We start from the raw sequence: 23888 nt of genomic DNA, 5'->3' as shown, positions 1-23888 counted from the left end.
GCGATAATTAATTTTTAAAAATCGGAACATTAGAACAGGCTTCCCCAAACATCAGTGACTTTACAACTGGCTTCAATTGTTCTACAAGCTCGATGTAGGCGTTTTCAGGAATTTCTTTGTCGGAGCAACCTTTTACCAAGACTCTCTTATCTTTCAGTTCATCAAAATCATAAGTTTGAATTGCATTGTGCATCAGAATGATTTCCAAATCTTCTTTACTTCCGAAAATAACTTTTTTTGTAACGTCGGTTATTCTGGCTGTGATTAAGAAATATGCCCAAAGCGGAACAATAGCATCTGCAGAATTGTAGATGTAAACGTACTGATCTTTATAATCGTCGGGATTGATGGATGCTACTTTTTCGCGAAAATCTTTTTCCTTTAAAATCATTTCCATGTAAAGGAAATCTTTAAGATCAATTCCCGTTCTAATGCCTCTTGGAACCAAATCTGTAAGGTCAAAATTCACCAGTCCACTAGAGGCAACTTTATTTTTTATTTCAAATTCTTCTGACATTTTTTATCATTATCTTTGAAGCAAATTTACTCATTTCTAATTTGAAATCTGAGGTTTGATATTTGGTATTCAGAAAATCAATCAATGCTCATTACTCATCATTTATGAAATATTATATCATTGCAGGTGAAGCTTCCGGAGATTTGCACGGAAGTAATTTAATGAAATCTTTAAAGCAGAAAGATCCCAGCGCCGAATTCAGATTTTGGGGCGGCGATTTAATGGAAAAACAAGGCGGAACTCTGGTGAAGCATTACCGTGATTTAGCGTTTATGGGGTTTCTTGAGGTGGCGCTGAACTTAAAAACGATTTTAAATAATATTAAATTCTGCAAAACGGATATTAAAAACAACAGACCTGATGTTTTAATTTTAGTTGATTATCCCGGTTTTAATCTAAGAATTGCAAAATTCGCCAAAGAACTAGGGATCAAAGTGGTTTACTATATTTCTCCTCAACTTTGGGCCTGGAAAGAAGGTAGAGTAGAGATTATTAAAAAGTATGTAGATGAAATGATGGTCATTCTTCCTTTTGAAGAAGACTTTTATAAAAAACATCAGGTAAAATCTCACTTTGTTGGGCATCCTTTACTTGATGCGATTTCGACCCTGCAAGATATTGATGTTGAGGTTTTTAAAAAAGAAAATAGCTTAAACGAAAAAGAAATTATCGCTTTACTTCCCGGTTCCAGAAAACAGGAAGTGGAGAAGATGCTGGAGATTATGCTTTCTGTAAGACCTTACTTTAAAGACTATCAATTTGTTATCGCTGGAGCTCCAAGTCTTGAGAAAGATTTTTATCAAAAATATGTGGATGAAAACGTACATTTTGTTTCCAACAGAACGTATGACTTGTTGAGGTGTTCAAAGGCTGCGCTGGTAACTTCAGGAACTGCGACGCTTGAAACAGCATTATTAAATGTTCCGGAAGTCGTTTGTTACCGTGGAAGTAAAATTTCTTATGCCATTGCTAAAAGATTGGTTAAGCATATCAAATATATTTCTCTTGTCAATTTAATTATGGATAAAGAAGTAGTTAAGGAGTTGATTCAAAGTGAATTGAATACCAAAAATTTGGTTGAGCAGCTGAAGTCCATCGTTGAAGGAGCAAAAAGAAATGTGATGCTTGAAGAATATGCGGTTTTGCGAACTAAGCTCGGCGGAAAAGGTGCAAGCGACAATGCTGCAGATATTATTCTGAAAAATAAGTAAACTTTTCAAAATGATTTTCATTTTTTTAGTACTTTAGTTCTACAAAATGATGAAAATTGAACCGACAGCCATTGCTAATATTAGTCTGCTGCTTTATTCTTGGAATTCTATTTCAGGATATCTTTTTTCTTAATCAGAATTCAATTTTTACCATTGCAGTCATCTGTCTTTTAATTGTAGCTTCTACCGGATTTAAATCATTTTTAATCTCGAAATTCAACTCAATTGTATTCGGAATATTCTTTTTTGGATTGGGAATCTGTCTGCATTTTTTAAATTTTCAGACTGTTCCTCAAGTGGCATTTAAACCGAATGAAAATATTGTTTTTAAGATTTCTAAAAAATTAAATTCAACAGAAAAGAATAAAAAGTATGAAGCCATTGTTCAGATTGGAAAAGAAAATTTCAATTCAATCATTCTCATTCCAAAAGATAGTAAAGAGCTTGATTTTAAGCACTATTATAAGGCCAAATCCTATGTAAGTCAGCCGCAATCTCCTCAGTATGATTTTCAGTTTGATTATGCAAAGTATCTTCACCGGAAAAACATCTTCTACCAATGTTATATCAACGGTGAACTAAGCTCGGCAGCAAGAAATGATTTGTCGGTAGCTGAAAAAATCCGTCAGAAAAGACTTGAAGTTTTACAGAAAATTAATCATTCTGAAATGTCCCCGAGAAGTCAGGAGTTTCTGAAAGGAATTATTCTGGCTGACCGTACTGAAATTGATTCTCAGACTCTGCAGGACTTCAACCGTTCAGGATTGGTACATTTTCTCGCGATCTCTGGAACTCACGTGGTTGTTATTTTCGGAATGATCTATTTTCTTTTAATAAAAATTTTACCGTTAAGATTTCGAAAGTCAGTGATTATAATAAGCCTGGCTTTCATTTGGGTTTTTGCTTTATTTATCGGCTTTGGAAGCTCGGTAGTTCGGTCTTGTATTATGCTTACCGTATATTTTATTTATGTATTGCTTCAGCGGAAGCCAGATTTGCTGCATTCTTTAGCGCTGTCTGCTTTTATTATTTTAGTAATGGATACTCATCAGTTTTTTGATATAGGATTTCAGCTGAGCTTTCTGGCAGTTTTGGGAATTTACTGGCTGAACCAACCGATTTTAAAACATTTTCCGAGGCAGGATCATTATGTGAAGAAGATTCTGTTCAACACAGTTTCTATTTCCATTTCTGCGCAATTGGCGACTTTGCCTTTGGTTTTATATTATTTTCACCAGTTTTCATTCATATCAATTGTTGCCAATTTTTTTATTGTTCCTTTTTCAGAAGTGATTATTGTGTTTTCGTTTTTGATGACGGGTCTGATGGCTTTTGGATTTGGTTTTAAAATAATTAGTACAATTTACGATTTTATTATTGATTTACTTTTAAATGTCATTCATTGGTTTGCAGATTTTGAATCGCTGTTTTTTCAGAATATTTCAATGAGTTTAATTGAGGTTGCGATGCTGTTTATAATAGTTTATCTCTTAAGATTTGTAATTGTTAAATTTAATTTTAAACGAGTGATGCAGTTTTGTTTGGCGATACTGTGTTTCTTTATTCTAAGAATCGCCTTTACAATTTATGAAAATCAGAAAGAGGAAATTTTAGTTCATCAGTATAATAAGGGGCATGTGGTTTCGGTTAAGAAAGGAAATGTTGCGTGTTTCTGGATTGAAAATTTAGGTGATAGAGATAAAATTCAACAAAATATTATCAACCCATATGTTTCATCCCGACGGATCGGTAATGTAAAATTTAATGAGCTTCCCTCGGATTCGCGAGACGTAGTTTTTAATGGTAAAATTTATAATTTAAAATAATCATAGTTTTTTTGAATTTTCCTGCAATAATGATGTTTTTCATTGTTATTTAGAAAGATTACAAACTGTATAATAGTGAGATTTCTCACTTTTTAGTTTTCTTAACATTCCTTAATTTTGTGGAAAATCAAATTTAAACTCAATATGGCAGGTTTAACAAGTTCTTCGATAGGAAGGAAATATGCGATGGCACTTTCAGCAATGTTTTTGCTGATCTTTTTGTTGATGCATTTATCCACCAACATGACATCTGTTTTCAGTGAAGATGTTTTCAACTCAGCTTCTCATTTTATGGGTTACAATCCGGCAGTTCAGTTCCTGATGCAACCTATTTTGATGTTTGCGGTAATATTCCATTTTGTAATGGGATTCATCTTAGAAATAAGAAACAATAAGGCGCGTCCTATAAAATATGCCGACAACAAAGGTTCTGCTAACTCTACATGGATGTCTAGAAATATGATTATTTCTGGTGCTGTGATTTTGGCTTTCCTTGCTTTGCATTTTTATGATTTCTGGTTTCCGGAAATGAACTTCAAATATATTGAAGCTAATGTTCCGAATGAAACAAGATATTGGGAAGAGCTTCATCACAAATTCCACGATCTTTGGAGAGTAGTTCTTTATGTAGTCGCTTTCGGATTGCTTGGTTTACACTTAGCACACGGATTTCAGTCTTCTTTCCAGTCAATCGGAGCAAGACATCCAAAATATACACCGGTAATTAAGGCTTTCGGAAATTGGTATTCAATCCTTATTCCGCTTGGTTTTATTTTTATTGCAATTTTTCATTACGTAACTCAATAATATCCATATACTAATATGAGTAAATTAGATTCAAAAATTCCAGCAGGTCCACTTAAGGATAAATGGAAAAATCATAAAGACCATATGAACCTTGTTGCACCAAACAACAGAGATAAGATTGATATTATTGTTGTAGGTACAGGTTTGGCAGGAGGTTCTGCAGCAGCTACTCTGGCTGAGCAGGGATATAATGTAAAGGCATTCTGTTATCAGGATTCACCTAGAAGAGCGCACTCTATTGCGGCTCAGGGTGGTATCAACGCTGCTAAAAATTATCAGGGTGATGGTGACTCTACCTACAGATTGTTCTACGATACTATTAAAGGTGGTGACTACAGAGCAAGAGAGGCAAACGTTTACAGATTAGCTGAAGTTTCTGCCAATATTATTGACCAATGTGTTTCTCAGGGAGTTCCATTTGGTAGAGATTACGGCGGACAGTTAGATAACCGTTCATTTGGTGGGGTTCAGGTTAAGAGAACTTTCTACGCAAAAGGACAGACTGGTCAGCAGTTATTATTAGGTGCATATTCTTCATTAAGCCGTCAGATCGGAAAAGGAAGAGTGAAAATGTACAACCGTCACGAAATGCTTGAACTGGTAATCGTGGATGGAAAAGCAAGAGGAATTATCGCTAGAAATTTAGTAACAGGTGAGATCGAAAGACACTCAGCTCACGCAGTGGTAATTGCTTCAGGAGGTTATGGAAATGTTTATTTCCTTTCTACTAACGCAATGGGTTCAAACGTTTCTGCAGCTTGGAAGATTCATAAAAAAGGAGCGTATTTCGCAAATCCTTGTTATGTTCAGATTCACCCAACCTGTATTCCGGTTCACGGAACACAGCAGTCTAAACTGACTTTGATGTCTGAATCATTAAGAAACTCCGGAAGAATCTGGGTTCCTAAGAAAATTGAAGATTCAGTTGCCATCAGAGAAGGTAAACTGAGACCTGAAAATATTAAAGAAGAAGACAGAGATTATTATTTGGAAAGAAGATATCCTGCATTCGGTAACCTTGTTCCCCGTGACGTTGCGTCCAGAGCTGGTAAAGAAAGATGTGATGCCGGTTTCGGAATCGAAAATAATGATACTAAAGAAGGTGTTTACCTAGATTTCTCTACAGAAATCATCAAAAAAGGTAAAGAAGCTGCTATCGAAAAGCATATTCACAATCCTACAGATCAGCAGATCTATGATTTAGGTAAAGCCTGGATTGAAGAGAAGTACGGTAACTTATTCGTAATGTATGAAAAAATTACTGCGGATGATCCTTACAAAACTCCAATGAAGATTTATCCTGCCGTTCACTACACAATGGGTGGTGTTTGGGTTGATTACAACTTACAGTCTACAATCCCTGGATGTTTCGTTGTTGGTGAAGCTAATTTCTCAGACCACGGAGCCAACAGATTGGGAGCTTCAGCTTTGATGCAAGGTTTGGCAGACGGATATTTCGTTCTTCCTTACACGATTGCAGATTATCTTTCAGCAGACATTAGAACAGGAACTATTCCTACGGATTCTGCCGAGTTTGAGCAGGCTGAAAAAGAGATTAAGGACAAAGTAAATTTCTTTGTAAATAATAAAGGAACACATTCAGTAGATCATTTCCACAAACAATTAGGACACATTATGTGGAATAAAGTAGGGATGGGAAGGACTCCTGAAGGTTTGAGAGAAGCGATTATAGAAATCGATCAGGTGAAAAAAGATTTCTGGCAAAACGTAAAAGTAATGGGTGAAACTGAAGGGATGAATACAGAGCTTGAAAAAGCGTTCAGAGTAGCAGATTTCATTGAATTAGGACAGCTTATGGCTATCGATGCATTACACAGAAACGAGTCTTGTGGTGGGCATTTCAGAGAAGATCACGCAACTCCGGAAGGTGAAGCAGAAAGAGATGATGTTAATTTCAAATATGTAGGAGCTTGGGAATATCAGGGAGATGATATCAAAAATGAGGTTCTGCACAAGGAAGATCTTATCTATGAAAACATTGAAGTTAAAGCAAGAAGTTATAAATAATCTCCAATCTATAAATAAATAATTATGAGTGCAAAAAAAGGCCTTCATCTTACGCTGAAAATTTGGAGACAGAAAAATACAAAAACTAAAGGTCAGTTTGAGACCTATAAAATATCAGATGTTTCTACAGATTCTTCATTCTTAGAAATGTTAGACATCTTGAACGAACAGTTAATCAACGAAGGAAAAGAACCAATTGCTTTTGACCACGACTGTCGTGAAGGAATCTGCGGAATGTGTTCTCTATACATCAACGGTAGAGCTCACGGTCCTGATACAGGAATTACGACGTGTCAGCTTCACATGAGAATGTTCAAAGACGGCGAAACCATCGTGATCGAACCTTGGAGAAGTGCTGCGTTCCCTGTGATCAAAGATTTGATGGTAGACAGAAGCGCATTCGACAGAGTGATGGCTGCAGGTGGATTTATTTCGGTAAACACTTCAGGAAATACTTTGGATGCCAACGCAATTCCGGTTCCTAAAGAAGATGCAGACAAAGCAATGGATGCAGCTGCGTGTATCGGTTGTGGAGCTTGTGTAGCTTCTTGTAAAAACGGTTCAGCAATGTTGTTCGTGGGAGCTAAAGTTTCTCAGTACGCATTATTGCCTCAAGGTAGAGTAGAAGCTAAGAGGAGAGTTCTGAATATGGTGAAAGCGATGGATGAAGAAGGATTCGGAAACTGTTCAAATACCGGAGCATGTGAAGTGGAATGTCCTAAAGGAATTTCTCTTGAGAATATTGCCAGAATGAACAGAGAGTATATGGTTGCAATGGCAGACAGAGGATAATCTGTTTTATAAAATATATTGAAAATTTCGTCTTCTTTATTGGAGGCGAAATTTTTAGTTAAATCTTTCATAAAATCAATTCTAAGGTAGCAGTAAGTTTGTTGAAAAACTTATTTTTGTTGCATTATTTAAATTTAAAAATGAAATCGCAAATTCAAGCATTCAAAAAAAATAATATCACAATAATGATTAAAAAATATCTTTTGTTATTTGTCATTGCAATATTTGCAGTGTCTTGTTCAAAAAAAGTAGAAGTTAAGGGGAAAATTGCAGGGAGTTCTCCTTTAGAGAGAGTGGAATTTGTAGAAGCCTCAGGAGTTGCTACTTTGCCACTTATTAATATGGGCTTAGATAAAGACGGAAATTTCGCCGGAACTTTTGAAGCTCCGAAAAACGGAATGTATGTGATTAACTATGCAGGAAAGCAGAATTTAATTTTCCTTAAAGGTGGACAGACTGTAAATATCTCAGGTAGTGCAGCAACATTTCCGAATGAATATGTAGTAACCGGTGATGCCAAAAATGATAACGATTTCTTCCAGGCTAGTCAGAAATTTCTTTCCACTTACGGTCAGGGATTGAATATTCAGGAATTAATGGCTGGAGACGAAGCGAAGTATATCAAAGGTATGCAGAAGATCGAAGCTGATATCAACAAAAATATTGACGAGAATGTAAAAAAATACAATCCTGGAAAAGAAGTGGTAGAGTGGAAGAGAGCAGATGCTAAAACTGCGATTCTTAACCTTTTGGTTAATTATGAAATGACTAAAAAGCAGATCTCTGGAAATCCTTCATTTAAATTAGGAAAAGTATTTACAGATTACGAAAATAAATTAAAAGAAAACAATGACGAAATGGTGAAAACAAGCCCTTTCTACAGACAGTATCTTTTAACAAAAATGAGTCCTGAATTCCAAAAATTTGCTGAAGCAAAAAGCAAAGGGAAAGCAGATATCACTACTTCAGAATTATTTAATGACTTTTTAAAATCTCAAAAAGAAGTTTCTCAGATAACCAAAGATTATTTGTTGGCATTTGTGATGGCTCAGTCGGATATTCATCCACAGACTCCGGCGAAGACCACAGATAAAATCAAAAAAATTATCGAAGAAGATATTAAAGACGCTGGTATTAAAGCTGACATCAAAAAAATGCAGTTTACAATCAACGGATTCAAAATCGGTGATGATGCTCCAGAAGCTTCATTGGTGAAAGCAGACGGTTCAGCTTATAAGCTAAGCGATAACAAAGGAAAGCCTTACGTATTGGTTTTCTATGCATCATGGAATCCTTACATTGCAGAAGGTACAGTTCCTGTTTTGAAAGAAGTTGTGAATTTTTATAAATCTAAAATGAACTTCGTTTTCGTAAACCTTGATGATACAAAAGATCAGTTTACAAAAACAAGTAACGCAATGATGAAAGGAATTCAGGGAACGAACGTGTATGCTGAAGGTGGTCTTAATTCTGACATTGCTAAAAAATACGGAGTTTACGGATTTAAATTGCCAAACTTCATCGTAGTAGATAAAAACGGTAAAATTGTAAGCAGATCGTTTGTCAACTTAGGAGATCAGGATTTGATCACTATTTTAGACAAGCAAACCGGACTTGCTGCACCAAAAGTTGCTCCGCAACAGCAGATGATGCCACAGATGATGGATCCTTCTGCACAGCCGGCTCCTTCGGTTCAGGAAGCTCCTCAGACAAAATAATAAAACTTACACAATAGAAAAAACCTTGTCTTCGGATAAGGTTTTTTTTTATTGTATTTTTGCAAAGTGAAACCGGAAGGTGAATCAAAATATAGAAAAATTAGAAAATTTACGGATGTAAAGTAGAAAGTAGATCCGTACCGATAGAAATTGTTATGAGAAAGAAGAAAGATGTCATTCTTGAAAATATAAAATTATTTGCTGCAGGCGCAAAAGGTGTTGCCATCGGAAAAACTGAAGAAGGAAAAACGGTTTTGGTTTCCGGAGCAATTCCTGGAGATGTAGTGAATGCAAGAGTGAAAAAATCAAAATCAAAATATTTTGAAGCTGATGTAAAAGAAATTGTTGAGAAATCACCATTCAGAGTTGAGCCGAAATGTATTCATTTTGGAACCTGTGGAGGATGCAAGTGGCAGAATATGAGCTATGAAAAACAGCTCGATTTCAAACAGGAAGAAGTTTACAATAATATCAAAAGAATCGGTGGAATTGATGATTTCGAAAACGTTCCGATTTTAGGTGCAGAAGAACAGTATTTCTACAGAAATAAGATGGAATTCTCTTTCTCTAACGCAAGATGGCTGACGCAGTACGAAATCAGTTCTGAAGAAAACTATGGCAGCAGAGATGCACTTGGTTTTCATATTCCCGGAATGTGGAGCAAGATTCTTGATCTTAAAGAATGTTGGCTGCAGGAAGATCCTTCAAACGCCATCCGTTTGGCAGTAAGGAATTTTGGAATTGAAAATGGTTTAGACTTTTTCGACGTGAGAGAGCAAAAAGGTTTTCTGAGAACTTTGATGATGAGACAGAATTCTGCCGGAGAGTGGATGGTTTTGTTTCAGCTGTACAGAGAGGAAAAAGCGAACCGTACAAAACTTTTCGATTATCTGTTAGAGCAGTTCCCACAGATCAAAACGCTGGTGTACGCAATTAATCCTAAGCAGAATGATTCTATTTATGATTTAAATGTAAATACCTATTTCGGAGAAGGATTTTTAATGGAAGAAATGGATGGTCTTAAATTTAAGATTGGTCCGAAATCTTTCTTCCAAACCAATTACAAGCAGGCTTTAGAATTATACAGAAAAACTCTTGAATTTGCCGATTTAAAAGGTGACGAAGTAGTTTACGATTTATATACAGGAACCGGAACAATTGCTCAATACGTTGCACGAAATGCAAAACATGTAATTGGAATCGAATCGGTTCAGGAGGCAATCGATGCAGCCATAGAACATGCTGAATTAAATGGTTTAACCAACACAACATTCTACTGTGGAGATATGAAAAATGTCTTCAATGATGAGTTTTTAGAAAATCATCCGAAAGCAGATGTGTTGATCACCGATCCGCCAAGAGATGGAATGCATCAGAAAGTGGTTGAGCAAATTCTGAAGCTTGCCCCGGAAAAAGTGGTTTATGTGAGCTGTAATTCGGCTACCCAGGCGAGAGATTTGGCTTTAATGAAAGACCATTATACTTTGGTGAAAATATTACCGGTAGACATGTTTCCGCAGACCCATCACGTGGAGAATATCGCGCTATTGGTGAAGAAATAATTATTTAAATTTGAATAGATCAATCATAAGATTATTGAACATGACAAAACCCTGTAAAGCATTTTTCTTATTTGCAGCCTTGATTTTCAGCCAACACAACCTTTCTGCACAGGAAAAAGATTCCACTGCAGTAAAAAGTGATACCGTGAAAGCGAAAAAAGAAGATAAAAAGAAAAGTCTGATTAAGCCTTTTAAAGATGTTATCACGGCAAAAGCAGTTTCTGATCAGGGTGTTTTTACAGTTCATAAAGTAGAAGAAAAATACTATTTTGAAATTCCGGACTCGATGCTGAAAAAGGAATTTCTGTTGGTGACAAGATTAACAAAAGCCGCTGCGGGAATGCGTTCCGGAACTTCCGGTTATGCGGGAGACCAAATTGGTCAGGAGGTTATTGCTTTTGAAAAAGGTCCTAACGATAAGATACTTCTGCGTTCAATTTCTCATGTAGATTATGCTAAAGATTCTACGTCAGAAATGTACAACTCGGTAACGAGAAATAATGTACAGGCAATTATTAAATCTTTTGATATAAAAGCTTTTGGAGTTAATAAAAATTCTTCTGTTATTGAGGTAACCGATATTTTGAATTCCGACAATGAGCTGACTTCATTTTCTGTGCGTTCAAAAGAAGGCTATAGGGTTGGAGCTTTTCAAAAAGACATGTCATTTATTAATTTTGTGAAATCTTTCCCGACTAACGTTGAAATAAATACCACAAAAACTTTCGCCAGAACACTAGGTCGCCTAACTCCTGAAATGACAAAACTGGCTCCTAAGGTCAGTGGAAATTACACTGTCGAAATCAATTCGTCATTTGTACTTCTGCCGGAAAACAAAATGCAGTCAAGGTATTTTGATCCGCGGGTTGGATATTTTACCGTTGGATATACAGACTTCGATCTTGATCCACAGGGAGTAAAAAAGATTTCTTTAGTTAAAAGATGGCGTCTTGAGCCGAAACCTCAGGACGTAGAAAAATATAACCGAGGCGAACTGGTGGAGCCTGCAAAACCAATTGTATTTTATATTGATCCGGCAACTCCGAAGAAATGGGTTCCTTATCTTATACAGGGTGTGAATGATTGGCAGAAAGCTTTTGAGAAAGCCGGTTTTAAAAATGCCATTTTAGCAAAAGTACCCGATCCTAAAATCGATACAGAATGGAGTCTTGAAGATGCAAGATTTTCAGCAATCGTTTATAAACCGTCGGATGTTCCTAATGCTTCAGGACCTTCCATTGCAGATCCTCGAACCGGAGAAATTCTTGAAAGTCACATCAACTGGTATCATAATGTCATGATGTTGCTGAGAAACTGGTATTTTGTCCAGGCTTCGCCAAATGATCCGAGAGCTAGAAAAATTGAATTTGAAGATAAATTGATGGGTGAGCTGATTCGTTTTGTTTCTTCACACGAAGTTGGTCATACATTAGGTTTAAGGCATAACTATGGATCAAGTTCCACTGTCCCTGTTGAAAAACTGAGAGATAAAAAATGGCTTGAGATCAATGGTCATACGCCGTCAATTATGGATTATGCTAGATTTAATTATGTAGCACAGCCGGAAGATAATATCGGTGATGCCGGAATTTTTCCACGAATTGGTGATTATGACAATTGGGCAATTGAGTGGGGTTACAAAAGATTTAATCAGTTTAAAACTCCTGATGCAGAAAAAGAATATCTGAATAAATGGGTAATCAAAAATCTTAAAAATGAAAGACTTTGGTTTGGTAATGAGAGTAATCCTTTAGATCCACGATCACAAAGTGAGCAGGTAGGTGACAATGCAATGATTGCCAGTACTTATGGTTTGAAAAACTTACAGAGAATTATTGATAATCTGGAAAAATGGACTGCCACACCAAATGAAGATTATGCAAATCTGGATATGATGTACGATCAGGTGACGACTCAGTTCAGAAGATATTTAGGTCACGTTTCGAAATATATCGGCGGACAGATGGAAACTCCCAAAACTGCAGAACAGTCTGGTTCAGTTTACGAGGTTGTTGCCAAAAAAGATCAGAAAGAAGCGATGAGATTTTTAGACGAAAATATTTTCACAACACCACAGTGGCTGATTAAAAAAGATATTTTTGAGAAAACAGGAAAGACACCTGTGAAAACCATTGAGGAACTTCAGAACAGTGTTTTGGGAAGAATTTTAAGTCCGATGGTTCTTCAGAATATGTATCAGATGGAATCGGTAGAACCCAATACATATTCGGTGATTGAACTGCTTTCGGATTTGAATACGTCGATACTAAAAAAAGAAAATGCTGATATTTACAGAAGAAATCTGCAGCGTAATTATATTGATTCACTTATAAAACTCGTTGATAATAGATCAGACAAATCAGATATTTCTGCTTTGGTAAGAGGAAATTTAAATACCATAAAAAAAGAACTTGCCGCAAAATCAACTTCAGATTTGGTGAATAAGTATCACTATGAAGATTTGGTTTTCCGTATAGAAAAGGCTCTAGATCCAAAATAATTTAAAAATGAAAAGATTACTGTCATTCTTTATTTTATCTGTTATGATGATTTCATGTGGCGGAGACGACGATATCTGCGAAAGTGGAGAAGGAACGCCGAGACTGAAGGTCACATTTAAAAACGGAGATAAAATCACAAAGTTAGATTCCCTTAAAGTCTATGTAGATTACGGTGTAAGAACCGTAGATCTTGGCTGGAGCAGAAATGTAGATTCTATCTTCATTCCACTTCGTGTAGATGAATCTCCATACACCGATTTATTTGTTAAAAGAACCAGAAAAGGAGACTCTTCAAGAGTGCGGATAAGCTATTCTACAAAATCAATTTATGTTTCACCAGGTTGTGGAGCCAAATTGAATTACGAAAATGTAAGCGGACAATTACTAAAATCAAACCCTGTCATTAAATTAGAAACCGGACAAAACTTTATTGAAAATGAAGAAAAAACTAATCTTTACCTCGTTTTTTAGTCTGCTCGGACTGCTGGTTTCTGCACAGGATAAAAAAGTAGAAGAAAAGGAAAAATGGAAATATGAGCCCAACTTTATGGTTGGGGTAGATGTTTTGAATACGGGTGTGTCATTCTTTTCAGACAGACAGCTTTTCCAGGGTTTTATCTCATCAAAAATAAAAGGAAATATCCATGGAGTCGTAGAAGCCGGATTTGAAAAGAACATTTATCAGAAAAACGGATACGACGCTACAGCCAATGGACCATTCATTAAGATAGGCGGCTTTTATATGCTTGCTAAAGATCCTGAAAATGAATTCAACGGTTTTTACGGTGGAGCAAAAGTTGGCGGATCATTTTACACCCAGGAATACTTTTCAATTCCAATTCGTGGTTTTGGGGGAAGCAGTTCGTCAATTTCAATGCCTTCATCATCACAGTCATCATTCTGGCTGGAAGGAGCAATTGGTGGCAGGGTTCAGCTTTTTGAATCCAATTTTTTCATCGACGTCAATATGCAGCCAAAATATTTAATGGTCACATCAAAACAGGATGAAGTCGTTCCGATGATCGTTCCGGGCTTTGGTAGAAGCTCATCAAAGTTTAATATGGGTTTTGCCTGGAATATTGCGTATAAGTTTTAACGATTTCCTTTGGTGCCTTTTTTAACAAGTCGAGTTTGTTTTGTTAATTCATTATATAACTGCTCTAATTCCTTGGGCGGAAAACCGGAATCAAAGTCGGAAGAACTGAATTGTTTTCCGTCATACGAAATATTAATGGTGGCTGCATAAGCAGCATCAGAAAAGCGGTCTGAGGTTGGAGCTTTGTACGTATTAATTTTTGGAAGATCAAGTTTCAGAACTTGTTCTTTCAGAGCAGTCCATTCTGATGATGTATTTATATCATTTGTTACATTCTGATCATTAACGGCAACTGTTTTTGTATTTTCAGTAAAAGTGAATACTCTTCTTGTTCCTCTTGTGTATTCAACATAGGAAACTTTTTCTATTCTACTGTTGGTAGGTTTAGACTGCACTATTTCATTAGATGTAGCACTGTTTTTCTGTGTATTACAACCAATTGTAATGCATGATAAACTAAGTGAAATTAGTGATATAATAATTTTCATCAGTATAAAGTTAAATATATTTATCAAAGAAAGATAAAAATTATGCCAGAAACTAATATATTTGTACAAAACAATTAAAATAATTTAAAATGCGAAATTTTACAATCGTGAAAATTCTGTGTTTGGCTTTATTTTCTTTTGCCGGTTTAGCAAATGCGCAAACCACTACCACAAGTGGAGCAAAGGAAAATCAAAAAACAGACAAGCCAAAGAAAGATCTTTCAAAATCAAATGGCTTTGAAAGATGCTCATTTACTGAATATGAAAATTATCTACAAAGAAACTTTCCAGGTCGAGCAACTACTGCTGAGTTTGAAGCATGGATAAAGCCTCTCATTGAGGAAGCAAAGCAGAACAAATCTCAAAATGGGGGAATTGTTACAATTCCCGTGGTAGTTCATGTTATTCATAGTGGACAGAATGTTGGGTCAGCACCGAATATTTCTGACGCACAAGTACAGTCTCAGATCACTGTTATGAATAATGACTTCCGTCGTTTAGCAGGTACACCAGGATTTAATTCTAATGTGCTAGGGGCAGACACAATGATTCAGTTTGCACTCGCAAAAGTAGATCCAAATGGTAATCCTACTGATGGTATCGACAGAGTAAATCTTTGTTTGGATAGATGGACTACTGCTCAGATTAATAATACCGTAAAACCTCAAACTATCTGGGATCCTACTAGATACATGAATATGTGGAGTGTATACTTCAGTGACGGATCTTTACTTGGATATGCTCAATTTCCAGACACTACATTGCCAGGCTTAAATCCAGTAGGTGGTTTAGCAAGTACAGATGGTGTTGTTGCAAATTTTTCTACTTTTGGAAGTAAAGATTATGATACAAATAATTCATTTTTCTTAGCTGCTCCTTACAATAAGGGTAGAACAATGACTCATGAAGTTGGACACTTTTTAGGTCTTAGACACATTTGGGGAGATGGTTATGATGCGAATGGTAATCCGACCCTTACTATCTGTGAGACGGATTATTGTAATGATACACCTCCTGCTCACGATGCAAATTACGCATGTAACCCGAATGTAGCTAGCTGTACTCAAGGGCTTTTTGAAATGGTTCAAAATTATATGGATTATACACCTGATGCCTGTATGAATATTTACACCATTGATCAGAAAAGTAGAATCACTACAGTGATGAATAATTCTCCTAGAAGAATGGATCTTAAAACCTCTGTAGCCGATATTGCAATTCCTTTGTTTGCTAATGATGCTGAAGTAAAAGTTGAAAGGGGTTGTACTTCAGGTAATTGTTCAAATGTAGTAAAGTTTTTACTATATAACAGAGGAACAGCGAACCTAACATCGGCAAATATATCGTACACAATTGGTACTTCTGGTGCACAAACTTACGCATGGACTGGAAGTTTAGCTCAAAATAAATATGCAGTAATTACTGTGCCTGTACCAAATAATACTGCAAATTCTGCAGCAATAACTGCAAATGTAACTTCTGCTAATGGAGGAACAGATCAACGTGCAAGCAATAATTCTGCAACAGGTACCTATATATTGCCTCCGGCAGCAACATATTATGCTACAAACACAATTGCTTTTAACTTGCAATTAGATGGTTATGGTTCAGAGATTATCTGGTCATTAAAGAATGGTTCTGGTCAAATCGTTAAAGCTGGTGGACCTTATCAAGATGCTACAGTAGCACTCCCTCCTGTGATTTCTGAAAATTGGGTTCTTCCTAATGATTGCTATACATTTACAATCACTGATTCTTATGGGGATGGTTTAGACAGTACAGACGGTGGATATGTTGATTTAGCGTCAAGCACAGGTCAAGTAATTTATCATGGAGAATCAGATATTTTAGGTTATGGATCTAAGACCTTCACGACACAGTTTTTGAGTACAGAAGATGTTGTAAAAACAAAAAGCTTTGGTATTTATCCAAATCCAGCAACTGATGTTTTAAACATTACTAAAGTTTCAGATAAAGCTAAATTTGAAATTCATAATGCAGTTGGCCAATTGGTAAAATCTGGTACAATCAATGGTAACCAGGTGAGAGTAGCTGAATTGGTTAAAGGAACTTATATCATTACTATCCAAGATAAAAATATCTCCGAAAGTATTAAGTTTATTAAAAAATAATTCTTTCAGTAGAAAATGGTAAAAACCCTAAGTATATCTTAGGGTTTTTTTGTTATTTATATGTAAACTCAATATTTTTTTTGTTATTATAGCATATTTTTATTAATATAGATTAAAAAAGTATATTATAATCTTTATATTTGAGAATTAAAAATAATTCAATTTATGAAGAAACTCATTACTGCTTTATTTTGTAGTGTAATTGGAGGAACTGCTTTAGCACAGTGGACTCCTACTACAATTAATAGAGGTGCTAGGATTGAGCCATCATCAGTCCCGCAACATTTTAAGCTTGATATCAACCAATTGAGATCACAGTTGGCAAACGCACAGGAATCAGGGTTCAATGCGAAACCGGTTTATATCTCTTTGCCAAACTTGAAAGGAAAGTTGGAAAAATTTGCAGTTTACAGTTTTCCTGTGATGGTAAAAGAACTTGCTGATCAGTACCAATTAGGATCATATGTCGGTGTTGGGGTAGACAATCCTGAGAAATATTTAAGATTCTCAATCTCACCAAAGGATTTCAGTTCAATGGTTATCAGTAATGGTTCGTATGAATTTATTGATGCACAAAATGCTGATAAAACGATTTACGGAGTCCATAATAAATCAACAAAAGATGGTAAAGCATTTGTGTGCAGCACACTTGAAAGTCCAACTACTGTAAAACAGCTTGATGATTTACACAAGGCAGGGAAAGTATTTACAAATCAACCTACTGATTTTTCTAAAAGTTCTGATAAAAAATACAGAACGATGAGACTTGCTCTTTCCGTCACCGGTGAGTATACTGCATTTCATGGTGGAACGGTAGCGGGAGCACTTACTGCAATGAATAATACCATGACAAGAGTGAATGGAATATTCGAAAAAGATTTAGCGCTACATCTTAATATTCAAAACTATCCTGCAATTATTTACACTGACGCAACTACAGATCCTTACACAGGAAACCTGAATGTGCAGTTACAGCAAACACTTACGTCTGTAGTGGGGAATGATAATTATGATATAGGTCACGTATTTAATGCTGCCGGTAACAATGGAAATGCCGGTTGTATCGGTTGTGTATGTATTGCACCTACAACGCCAACTGCAACAGCTAAAGGATCAGGATTCACCCAAAGCACCAGTCCGATTGGTGATACTTTCGATGTGGACTTTGTTGCACATGAGATGGGCCATCAGTTAGGTGGAAATCATACCTTTTCACATGCACTCGAAGGATCTTCAACAAATGTGGAACCGGGATCTGGTTCAACAATTATGGGGTATGCTGGGATTACTGGAACCAATACTGACGTACAGCCTAATTCGGACGCATTCTTTCATAAAGTAAGTATTCTACAAATACAAACTAATTTAAATATTAAAAGTTGTGATACAGAGACTTCTATTGCAAATAATCCACCGGTTATAGCAGCACTTCCTACATATAATATTCCGAAGGGAACTGCTTTTGTTTTAACGGCATCTGCAACAGATCCTGAAAATGACCCTATTACTTATATGTGGGAACAGGTTGATAATGCATCAGTAACAATTAACAGAAATAATATAGGATCTACTAGCACAGGTGCTTCATTCAGATCATTTGTTCCTACGACTAGTCCCACAAGATATTTTCCGAAATTAGAATCAGTTCTCAGTGGAGTTTTAGATAACGCTAATAATGGTTGGGAATCTGTTTCTAAAGTAGCCAGAACAACAAAATTTGCGGTAACCGTACGAGATAACAATCCTGTTGCAACTCAACAGCAATCTCAATTTGCAGAGCAAACCATCGTAGTAGGAAACGATGGGCCATTCAAAGTTAATACGACTTACGCTAATGTTGGGGTTGCATTCCCTATCGAATGGGATGTTGCTGGTACAACAGCGGCTCCTTATAGTGTTGCTAATGTTAAGATTGATTATACCATAGATAATGGAACAACCTGGACTGTTTTAGTAGCTTCGACTCCTAATGATGGAACAGAGAGTTTCACTTTCCCTGCAAGCATGAATGGTCAGACTATCAAGCTTAGAGTTTCATCAATAGGTAATGTTTTCTATGCGGTAGGATCCATAATCGTGACTCAGTTTAGTCCTTGTAATGGTACGGCTCCATTAGGTGTTGTAGCAAGTGGTATTACTACGAGCTCGGCAAATGTTACATGGACGCCTGTTGTAGGGGCAACGTATATTGTTAGATACAAAAAAATAACAGACACTGCTTGGTTAACTGTAGCCGTGAATACAAATACGGTGTCTCTTCCAAATTTAGCAGATAATACTGCGTATGAAGTGCAGGTTGCTGCGATTTGTTCAGGGACTACCGGAAGCTATTCAGCATCCACTAATTTTACAACTTCTGTATTGCCAGCGTACTGTACTGTGGCATCAGGAATTGCTACGGACGATTATATCTCTAATGTGACTATTGCTAACATTAACAGTGCGTCTGGCGCAAGTGCTTATACTAGTTTTGTAGCCAATCCGTCACTGCAGGTAAATCTTACAGCTGGAAGTCCTTATACACTTAATGTGACAAGAGCTTGGTTGATTGGTCCCGGTCCATATTCTGCCGCAACATCTGCTTGGATTGATTATAACAGAAATGGCGTTTTTGAAGATTCTGAAAGAGTAATGACATCAACGACTTCTGCTGTAAATCCGGCAACAGCTACATTTACAGTGCCTACCACTGCTGTTTTAGGATTAGGATTAAGAATGAGAGTTGGAATGCTTTACACAGCGACTGCAAATCAATTTATTAGCGGTTCTTGCGGATTGTATACAGGCTTCTACGGTGAATTTGAAGATTATAATGTTATCGTGAACGCTGCTTTAAGTACAAGTGAATCACCGGGTATAAAAAACAGCGGAATTCAAATCTATCCTAACCCTGTAAGTGATGTTTTAAATGTGACTAAAGTCTCAGACAAGGCAACCTATAAAATTTATAGCGCTGCAGGTCAACTGGTAAGTAACGGAACTATCAATGACGGTAAAATTAATGTGACATCTTTAGTAAAAGGTGCATATGTAATATCAATAGATGATAAAGGAAGAGAGAGTTTCAATTCCAAATTCATTAAGAAATAATAAAATGCTTTAATGGCTAATAAATCCTCAGGTTTTCCTGAGGATTTTTTTTATTCTGTAATCATATATATAGTTTTGATGACGTTACGATAAAAAAAATGAGTAATTATATTATCAAATAATAAAAAATGTTTAGATTTGTAGTTAATCTAAAATAAATGACGCCTATGAGTAAAACGTTTACTTTTTTTTCTAGTCTACAGTATTTAAGTGAAATGAATTTTCATCTTAAAAAAATATCTGTACGATTTACAAACCCCACATTCTCTGAAGAAACTGTGCTTTTCCTAAAAACAATAGCTATCAGCGGTTCAGAAAATAGAACAAGCAGATTAAAAAATATTTTTTTTATCAATTTCATTTAAATAATTAATTTATGAAGAAACTTTTACTATTGTGTCATTTTCTTTATGGCGCATTTCTCATGGCACAGGTCAACTATACACAGGATTGGACTGCCACGGGATTAAATAACTGGACTTCACCTGGATCCATCTTCTCCAGAAATGCTACTGCAGGTCAGATCTGCGGCACTACTGGTGGGACAATTCGGGGAAACAGATACAGCGGAAATACCGGAGATTTTGTATCTCCCAATATACCGGGCAATAACCAGGGACTTGTAACTATGTCGTTTGATTACAAAATCACCGACTGGTCTGCCGGAACCGTTGCCACTCCAGCTGCTACAATTGGCAGCATTGATGTGCAATATTCAAATAACGCCGCCGGCCCGTGGATAACTGCATCAACTATTAATTCAACAAATCACGTTACAGCTAATACATGTGCAAATAAAACAGTAACATTTAATCCCTTAGCGGGTAATCTATATGTTAGATTTTATGTTGCTTCAGGTACTAATGACAGTTACTATTACTTTGATAATGTTGTAATGACTCAGGGGGCAGCACCTAGCTGTTTAGCTCCTTTTAATCTTACCTTGGTGAATGTTGCTGCAACGACAGCCAACATTTCATGGACAGCACCTACGCCTGCACCGGCTAACGGATATGATGTGTATTACAACACTACGGGTGTAGCACCTACTGGTTCAACAGTATTAAACGCTACTAACTCTGTACAGAGTAACACTACTACAGCTGCAATTTCAGGGTTGATACCAATTACAACATATTATGTATGGGTGAGAGCGAAATGTTCTTCCACTGATCAAAGCAGTTGGACGCCAATGCCTGCATTCCAGACTTTGTGTGTTCCTGTAACAGTGCTTCCATGGACTGAAAATTTTGATGCAATGACCACGCTGGGAGCTGCTGTTCTTCCTCCATGTTGGAAAAATGTAACCGGTACAAATGCCTGGACGACTGCAAATACTGCGAATACTACCTATAACATGGCAAGGTCTCAGCCAAACTATGTTAGAATCCAATATGGTAACACAAATGCTAGTCAGCTTTGGACGCCTGGTTTTGCTTTAACAGCTGGTGTAACATATGAGTTTTCATTCTACTATAATACTAACGGTACAACAAGTTCTTATGTAGGGTATACAGGTAATGTTTTGGTGAATACTTCACAGTCCAGCACTGGTGCTACTAACCTTGGAACCTTTATCACTGCCACTCAGGGTACTGCCAATTATGTTCAGTATAAAGTTTATTTTACCCCAACTGCTACGGCAAACTATAATTTTGGTGTAAACGCATCTTCAACGTTCGCCCCATGGTACTTGGGTCTTGATGACTTTAGATTGAGAGTTGCGCCTTCATGTCTTGATCCTCAGGGATTTGCTGTGACTTCTACAACAACAACAAGTTCCACAGTACAGTGGACGGTATCATCGCCTGCTCCTGCCAATGGATATGATATCTATTATACAACAAACCCGGCAACACCGGCTCCAACAGTTACACCTCAATATTCGGGAGTTGCAGGGCCTAGCCAACTGATCACAGGTCTTACTCCAAGTACAACATATTATATCTGGATCAGAGCGAAATGTAGTCCGACAAGTATTGGTGACTGGACGGGACCTCTTCAGATCTATACAAACTATTGTGTACCTACTGGAGGAGGATCTTCCAACACCTACTATCTTAATAATATTACCACAACCACTGGCTTTACAAACATTGCTTACACAGCAACTTCTTATAGTGCTTATGTAAACAATTCTGCACAGAGTTTCTCTGTATTGCCAGGAAATTCAGTTAACGTTACAATGACGGGTAACAGTACCAGCAGCTACTATTATCTGTGGGTAGACTGGAATAATGATATGGTCTTTAACCCAGCGGCAGGTCCGGCTGGAGAACAGGTTTATTTCTCAAATAACTATGTTGCCAGCGGCAGTACAACAATAAGTTCTGTAGGCCGTCCTCCGGGTTCTTACAGAGCAAGATTTGCAACCTCATTTAGTGGAACGCTTACGCCTTGCGGAGGTGCGCCATGGGGTAACTATGTAGATTTTACATTTGTAATCAAACCATGTTCTACAGTAGCACCTACCAATGTTACAGTAACAGCCGTTACTCAGAATTCTGCAAATGTAAACTGGACTGCTTCGCCGGATAATCTTGTATACAGAGTGTATTGGAGAGTAGCAGGAACAACGCCTTGGACGAATTCTTCTCCTCTGATCAATGCGCCCACAACTACTTATAATATTACTGGTCTGCAGCCTGCTACGGCCTACGAAGTTAAAGTGGTTTCTGTTTGTAATACCAGTGAAGGAGCAGCTCCGGCAATTCCTTTCTCTACGACTTGTGACCCCACTCCTCCAAACGTAGTAATAAGTAATCTAACCCCAACATCGGCTTTAGCTACATGGAATCCTTTGGTAGCAAGTGCTAATTATGAAATCAGATGGAGAGAAGTGGGAACTCCGGGATGGATTACACCTCAGACTACAGGTGGAACTACACCTCAACCTCCTTTGAACAGTTACTTAATTCAAGGTTTGCAGTCTTTCAAAACGTATGAAGTTCAGGTAAGATCAATCTGTATTGGAGCAAGTGTAGGAAATCCTTGGTCTAATCCACAGGTATTTACTACAGTCAGAGTTTGTTCAATTCCGCCTCCGGGATTAACGATCACTCAACTGAATACTACAACTGCTGAGGTTACTTGGACTGCATTTACAGGTACAGGAGCAACAGGAAGTTATATTTTGAGATACAGAAAGGTTGGTATTCCTAGCTGGACAACTGTAACGGTTAATACAAATACTTATACAATTACAGGATTATTAGAATTGACTAAATATGAAATGCAGGTGGCAAATGTTTGTTCGGGTACGCCGGGTAACTTTACACCTCCTTACTATTTCACGACTCCTACAGTAGTTTACTGTCCGATGTCAGCAGCTAATTCTGCAACAGAGTATATTTCGAAAGTTACAGCTAAGCCAACAGGTAAACCTGAAATGATCAATACAACTCCTGCATCAAATTATTCTGACTTTACTGGCATCGCTAAAAATCATATTGAAATGATTCAGGGATCAGCAGGTAACCAGATTATAATCGATAAAACGTTAACTAACGGAGCGGCTGCAGGTGTTGCAGTTTGGATTGACTTCAACAGAAACGGATATTTCGATATTAACGAAAGAATCCTTGCTGATGGACCAAACACTAACCCTACAGCAAGCGCAACATTTATTGTTCCGGCAGACGCTTTCGTAAGTATGACAGATTACAAATATGTTGTAATGAGAGTGGCAATGCAGAAAGACGGAATTCCTGTAAACTGTACAAACTTTGCAAATGGTGAAGTGGAAGACTATACAGTAAGAATTTCTAAACTGCCTGTTGCGAATGCATTAAACCAAACGGATATCTTAATTTATCCGAATCCGGTAAGCACAGTTTTAAATGTAAAAAATATCAGCAAAAAAGCGAATTATAAAATTTACAGTGCTGCAGGACAGTTGGTATCAAACGGATTGATTTTAAATAATAAGATCGACGTTAGCAGATTAATTAACGGATTATATGTTATCGACATAGAAGATGTTAATGGAACTGTTCAGAAGAAATTCATTAAAGAATAATAACTTCTAAATAATAGAATAAGCTCTCAGAAATGAGAGCTTATTTTTTTTAAATTATTTAATAGAAACTAAAAACAAAAAACTCGCTGATCAATAATCAGC

Annotated in this window: 15 protein-coding genes; 13 read left to right on the top strand and 2 right to left on the bottom strand. The window is 36.8% G+C overall.

Annotated features, from left to right (window positions below; all coding sequences use genetic code 11):
• Positions 1 to 7: 7 nt before the first annotated feature.
• Positions 8 to 517 (bottom strand): DUF2480 family protein, encoded by a 510-nt coding sequence (locus tag OMO38_RS09400; RefSeq protein WP_264749922.1) that lies wholly within the window; start codon positions 515 to 517, stop codon positions 8 to 10.
• A 104-nt stretch (positions 518 to 621) separates the two neighbouring features.
• On the opposite strand from OMO38_RS09400, the gene lpxB reads away from it, so the two are divergent.
• The 10 genes from lpxB (at position 622) to OMO38_RS09350 (ending at position 14058) form a co-directional block, all read left to right on the top strand.
• Positions 622 to 1728, top strand: a complete 1107-nt coding sequence (gene lpxB, locus OMO38_RS09395; protein WP_264749921.1) for a lipid-A-disaccharide synthase — start codon at positions 622 to 624, stop codon at positions 1726 to 1728.
• A 56-nt stretch (positions 1729 to 1784) separates the two neighbouring features.
• Positions 1785 to 3554 carry a ComEC/Rec2 family competence protein gene (locus OMO38_RS09390; protein WP_264749920.1) on the top strand — a complete coding sequence of 590 codons (1770 nt, stop codon included), beginning with the start codon at positions 1785 to 1787 and terminating at the stop codon, positions 3552 to 3554.
• A gap of 144 nt (positions 3555 to 3698) precedes the next feature.
• A complete protein-coding gene (locus tag OMO38_RS09385) occupies positions 3699 to 4361 on the top strand; it encodes a succinate dehydrogenase cytochrome b subunit (RefSeq protein ID WP_264749919.1) in 663 nt (220 codons plus the stop codon).
• Positions 4362 to 4376: 15 nt separating this feature from the next.
• Entirely contained in the window at positions 4377 to 6389 is a 2013-nt protein-coding gene (locus OMO38_RS09380) for a fumarate reductase/succinate dehydrogenase flavoprotein subunit (RefSeq protein ID WP_264749918.1), read from the top strand.
• Between the two features lie 24 nt (positions 6390 to 6413).
• The gene (locus OMO38_RS09375; protein WP_264749917.1) at positions 6414 to 7181 is read left to right on the top strand and encodes a succinate dehydrogenase/fumarate reductase iron-sulfur subunit; all 768 of its coding nucleotides are present in this window, start codon (positions 6414 to 6416) and stop codon (positions 7179 to 7181) included.
• Positions 7182 to 7366: 185 nt separating this feature from the next.
• Positions 7367 to 8899 carry a TlpA family protein disulfide reductase gene (locus OMO38_RS09370; RefSeq protein WP_264749916.1) on the top strand — a complete coding sequence of 511 codons (1533 nt, stop codon included), beginning with the start codon at positions 7367 to 7369 and terminating at the stop codon, positions 8897 to 8899.
• Between the two features lie 155 nt (positions 8900 to 9054).
• Positions 9055 to 10461: a 23S rRNA (uracil(1939)-C(5))-methyltransferase RlmD gene (gene rlmD, locus OMO38_RS09365; RefSeq protein WP_264749915.1), complete on the top strand. Its 1407-nt coding sequence runs from the start codon at positions 9055 to 9057 to the stop codon at positions 10459 to 10461.
• Between the two features lie 40 nt (positions 10462 to 10501).
• Positions 10502 to 12961, top strand: coding sequence for a zinc-dependent metalloprotease (locus tag OMO38_RS09360; protein WP_264749914.1), 2460 nt, complete (start codon positions 10502 to 10504; stop codon positions 12959 to 12961).
• Positions 12962 to 12968: 7 nt separating this feature from the next.
• A complete protein-coding gene (locus OMO38_RS09355) occupies positions 12969 to 13433 on the top strand; it encodes a DUF6452 family protein (protein WP_264749913.1) in 465 nt (154 codons plus the stop codon).
• Positions 13399 to 14058, top strand: coding sequence for a DUF6048 family protein (locus tag OMO38_RS09350; RefSeq protein WP_264749912.1), 660 nt, complete (start codon positions 13399 to 13401; stop codon positions 14056 to 14058). Before OMO38_RS09355 ends, OMO38_RS09350 begins: the two co-directional genes overlap by 35 nt.
• On the opposite strand, the gene OMO38_RS09345 is transcribed toward OMO38_RS09350, so the two are convergent.
• The gene (locus tag OMO38_RS09345) at positions 14055 to 14546 is read right to left on the bottom strand and encodes a hypothetical protein (RefSeq protein ID WP_264749911.1); all 492 of its coding nucleotides are present in this window, start codon (positions 14544 to 14546) and stop codon (positions 14055 to 14057) included. The two genes, OMO38_RS09350 and OMO38_RS09345, sit on opposite strands and share 4 nt — an antisense overlap.
• 89 nt (positions 14547 to 14635) lie before the next feature.
• On the opposite strand from OMO38_RS09345, the gene OMO38_RS09340 reads away from it, so the two are divergent.
• The 3 genes from OMO38_RS09340 to OMO38_RS09330 all read left to right on the top strand — a co-directional run bounded on the left by OMO38_RS09340 (position 14636) and on the right by OMO38_RS09330 (position 23786).
• Positions 14636 to 16678 (top strand): M43 family zinc metalloprotease, encoded by a 2043-nt coding sequence (locus OMO38_RS09340; protein ID WP_264749910.1) that lies wholly within the window; start codon positions 14636 to 14638, stop codon positions 16676 to 16678.
• 165 nt (positions 16679 to 16843) lie between these two features.
• Entirely contained in the window at positions 16844 to 19768 is a 2925-nt protein-coding gene (locus OMO38_RS09335) for a reprolysin-like metallopeptidase (RefSeq protein ID WP_264749909.1), read from the top strand.
• A 376-nt stretch (positions 19769 to 20144) separates the two neighbouring features.
• Entirely contained in the window at positions 20145 to 23786 is a 3642-nt protein-coding gene (locus tag OMO38_RS09330; protein ID WP_264749908.1) for a fibronectin type III domain-containing protein, read from the top strand.
• Positions 23787 to 23888: the final 102 nt, after the last annotated feature.

The sequence above is a fragment of the Chryseobacterium kimseyorum genome, assembly GCF_025971945.1.
GTDB classification, from domain to species: domain Bacteria; phylum Bacteroidota; class Bacteroidia; order Flavobacteriales; family Weeksellaceae; genus Chryseobacterium; species Chryseobacterium kimseyorum.
Note: the sequence above shows the minus strand (reverse complement) of the source record. Positions and strands in the feature narration are given on the sequence as shown.

Bases quoted from the DNA above. Each gene is read 5' to 3' on its own strand.
- OMO38_RS09400 (WP_264749922.1), bottom strand. From the start codon at position 517: ATGTCAGAAGAATTTGAAATAAAAAATAAAGTTGCCTCTAGTGGACTG.
- lpxB (WP_264749921.1), top strand. From the start codon at position 622: ATGAAATATTATATCATTGCAGGTGAAGCTTCCGGAGATTTGCACGGA.
- OMO38_RS09385 (WP_264749919.1), top strand. From the start codon at position 3,699: ATGGCAGGTTTAACAAGTTCTTCGATAGGAAGGAAATATGCGATGGCA.
- OMO38_RS09380 (WP_264749918.1), top strand. From the start codon at position 4,377: ATGAGTAAATTAGATTCAAAAATTCCAGCAGGTCCACTTAAGGATAAA.
- OMO38_RS09375 (WP_264749917.1), top strand. From the start codon at position 6,414: ATGAGTGCAAAAAAAGGCCTTCATCTTACGCTGAAAATTTGGAGACAG.
- OMO38_RS09370 (WP_264749916.1), top strand. From the start codon at position 7,367: ATGATTAAAAAATATCTTTTGTTATTTGTCATTGCAATATTTGCAGTG.
- rlmD (WP_264749915.1), top strand. From the start codon at position 9,055: ATGAGAAAGAAGAAAGATGTCATTCTTGAAAATATAAAATTATTTGCT.
- OMO38_RS09360 (WP_264749914.1), top strand. From the start codon at position 10,502: ATGACAAAACCCTGTAAAGCATTTTTCTTATTTGCAGCCTTGATTTTC.
- OMO38_RS09355 (WP_264749913.1), top strand. From the start codon at position 12,969: ATGAAAAGATTACTGTCATTCTTTATTTTATCTGTTATGATGATTTCA.
- OMO38_RS09350 (WP_264749912.1), top strand. From the start codon at position 13,399: ATGAAGAAAAAACTAATCTTTACCTCGTTTTTTAGTCTGCTCGGACTG.
- OMO38_RS09345 (WP_264749911.1), bottom strand. From the start codon at position 14,546: ATGAAAATTATTATATCACTAATTTCACTTAGTTTATCATGCATTACA.
- OMO38_RS09340 (WP_264749910.1), top strand. From the start codon at position 14,636: ATGCGAAATTTTACAATCGTGAAAATTCTGTGTTTGGCTTTATTTTCT.
- OMO38_RS09335 (WP_264749909.1), top strand. From the start codon at position 16,844: ATGAAGAAACTCATTACTGCTTTATTTTGTAGTGTAATTGGAGGAACT.
- OMO38_RS09330 (WP_264749908.1), top strand. From the start codon at position 20,145: ATGAAGAAACTTTTACTATTGTGTCATTTTCTTTATGGCGCATTTCTC.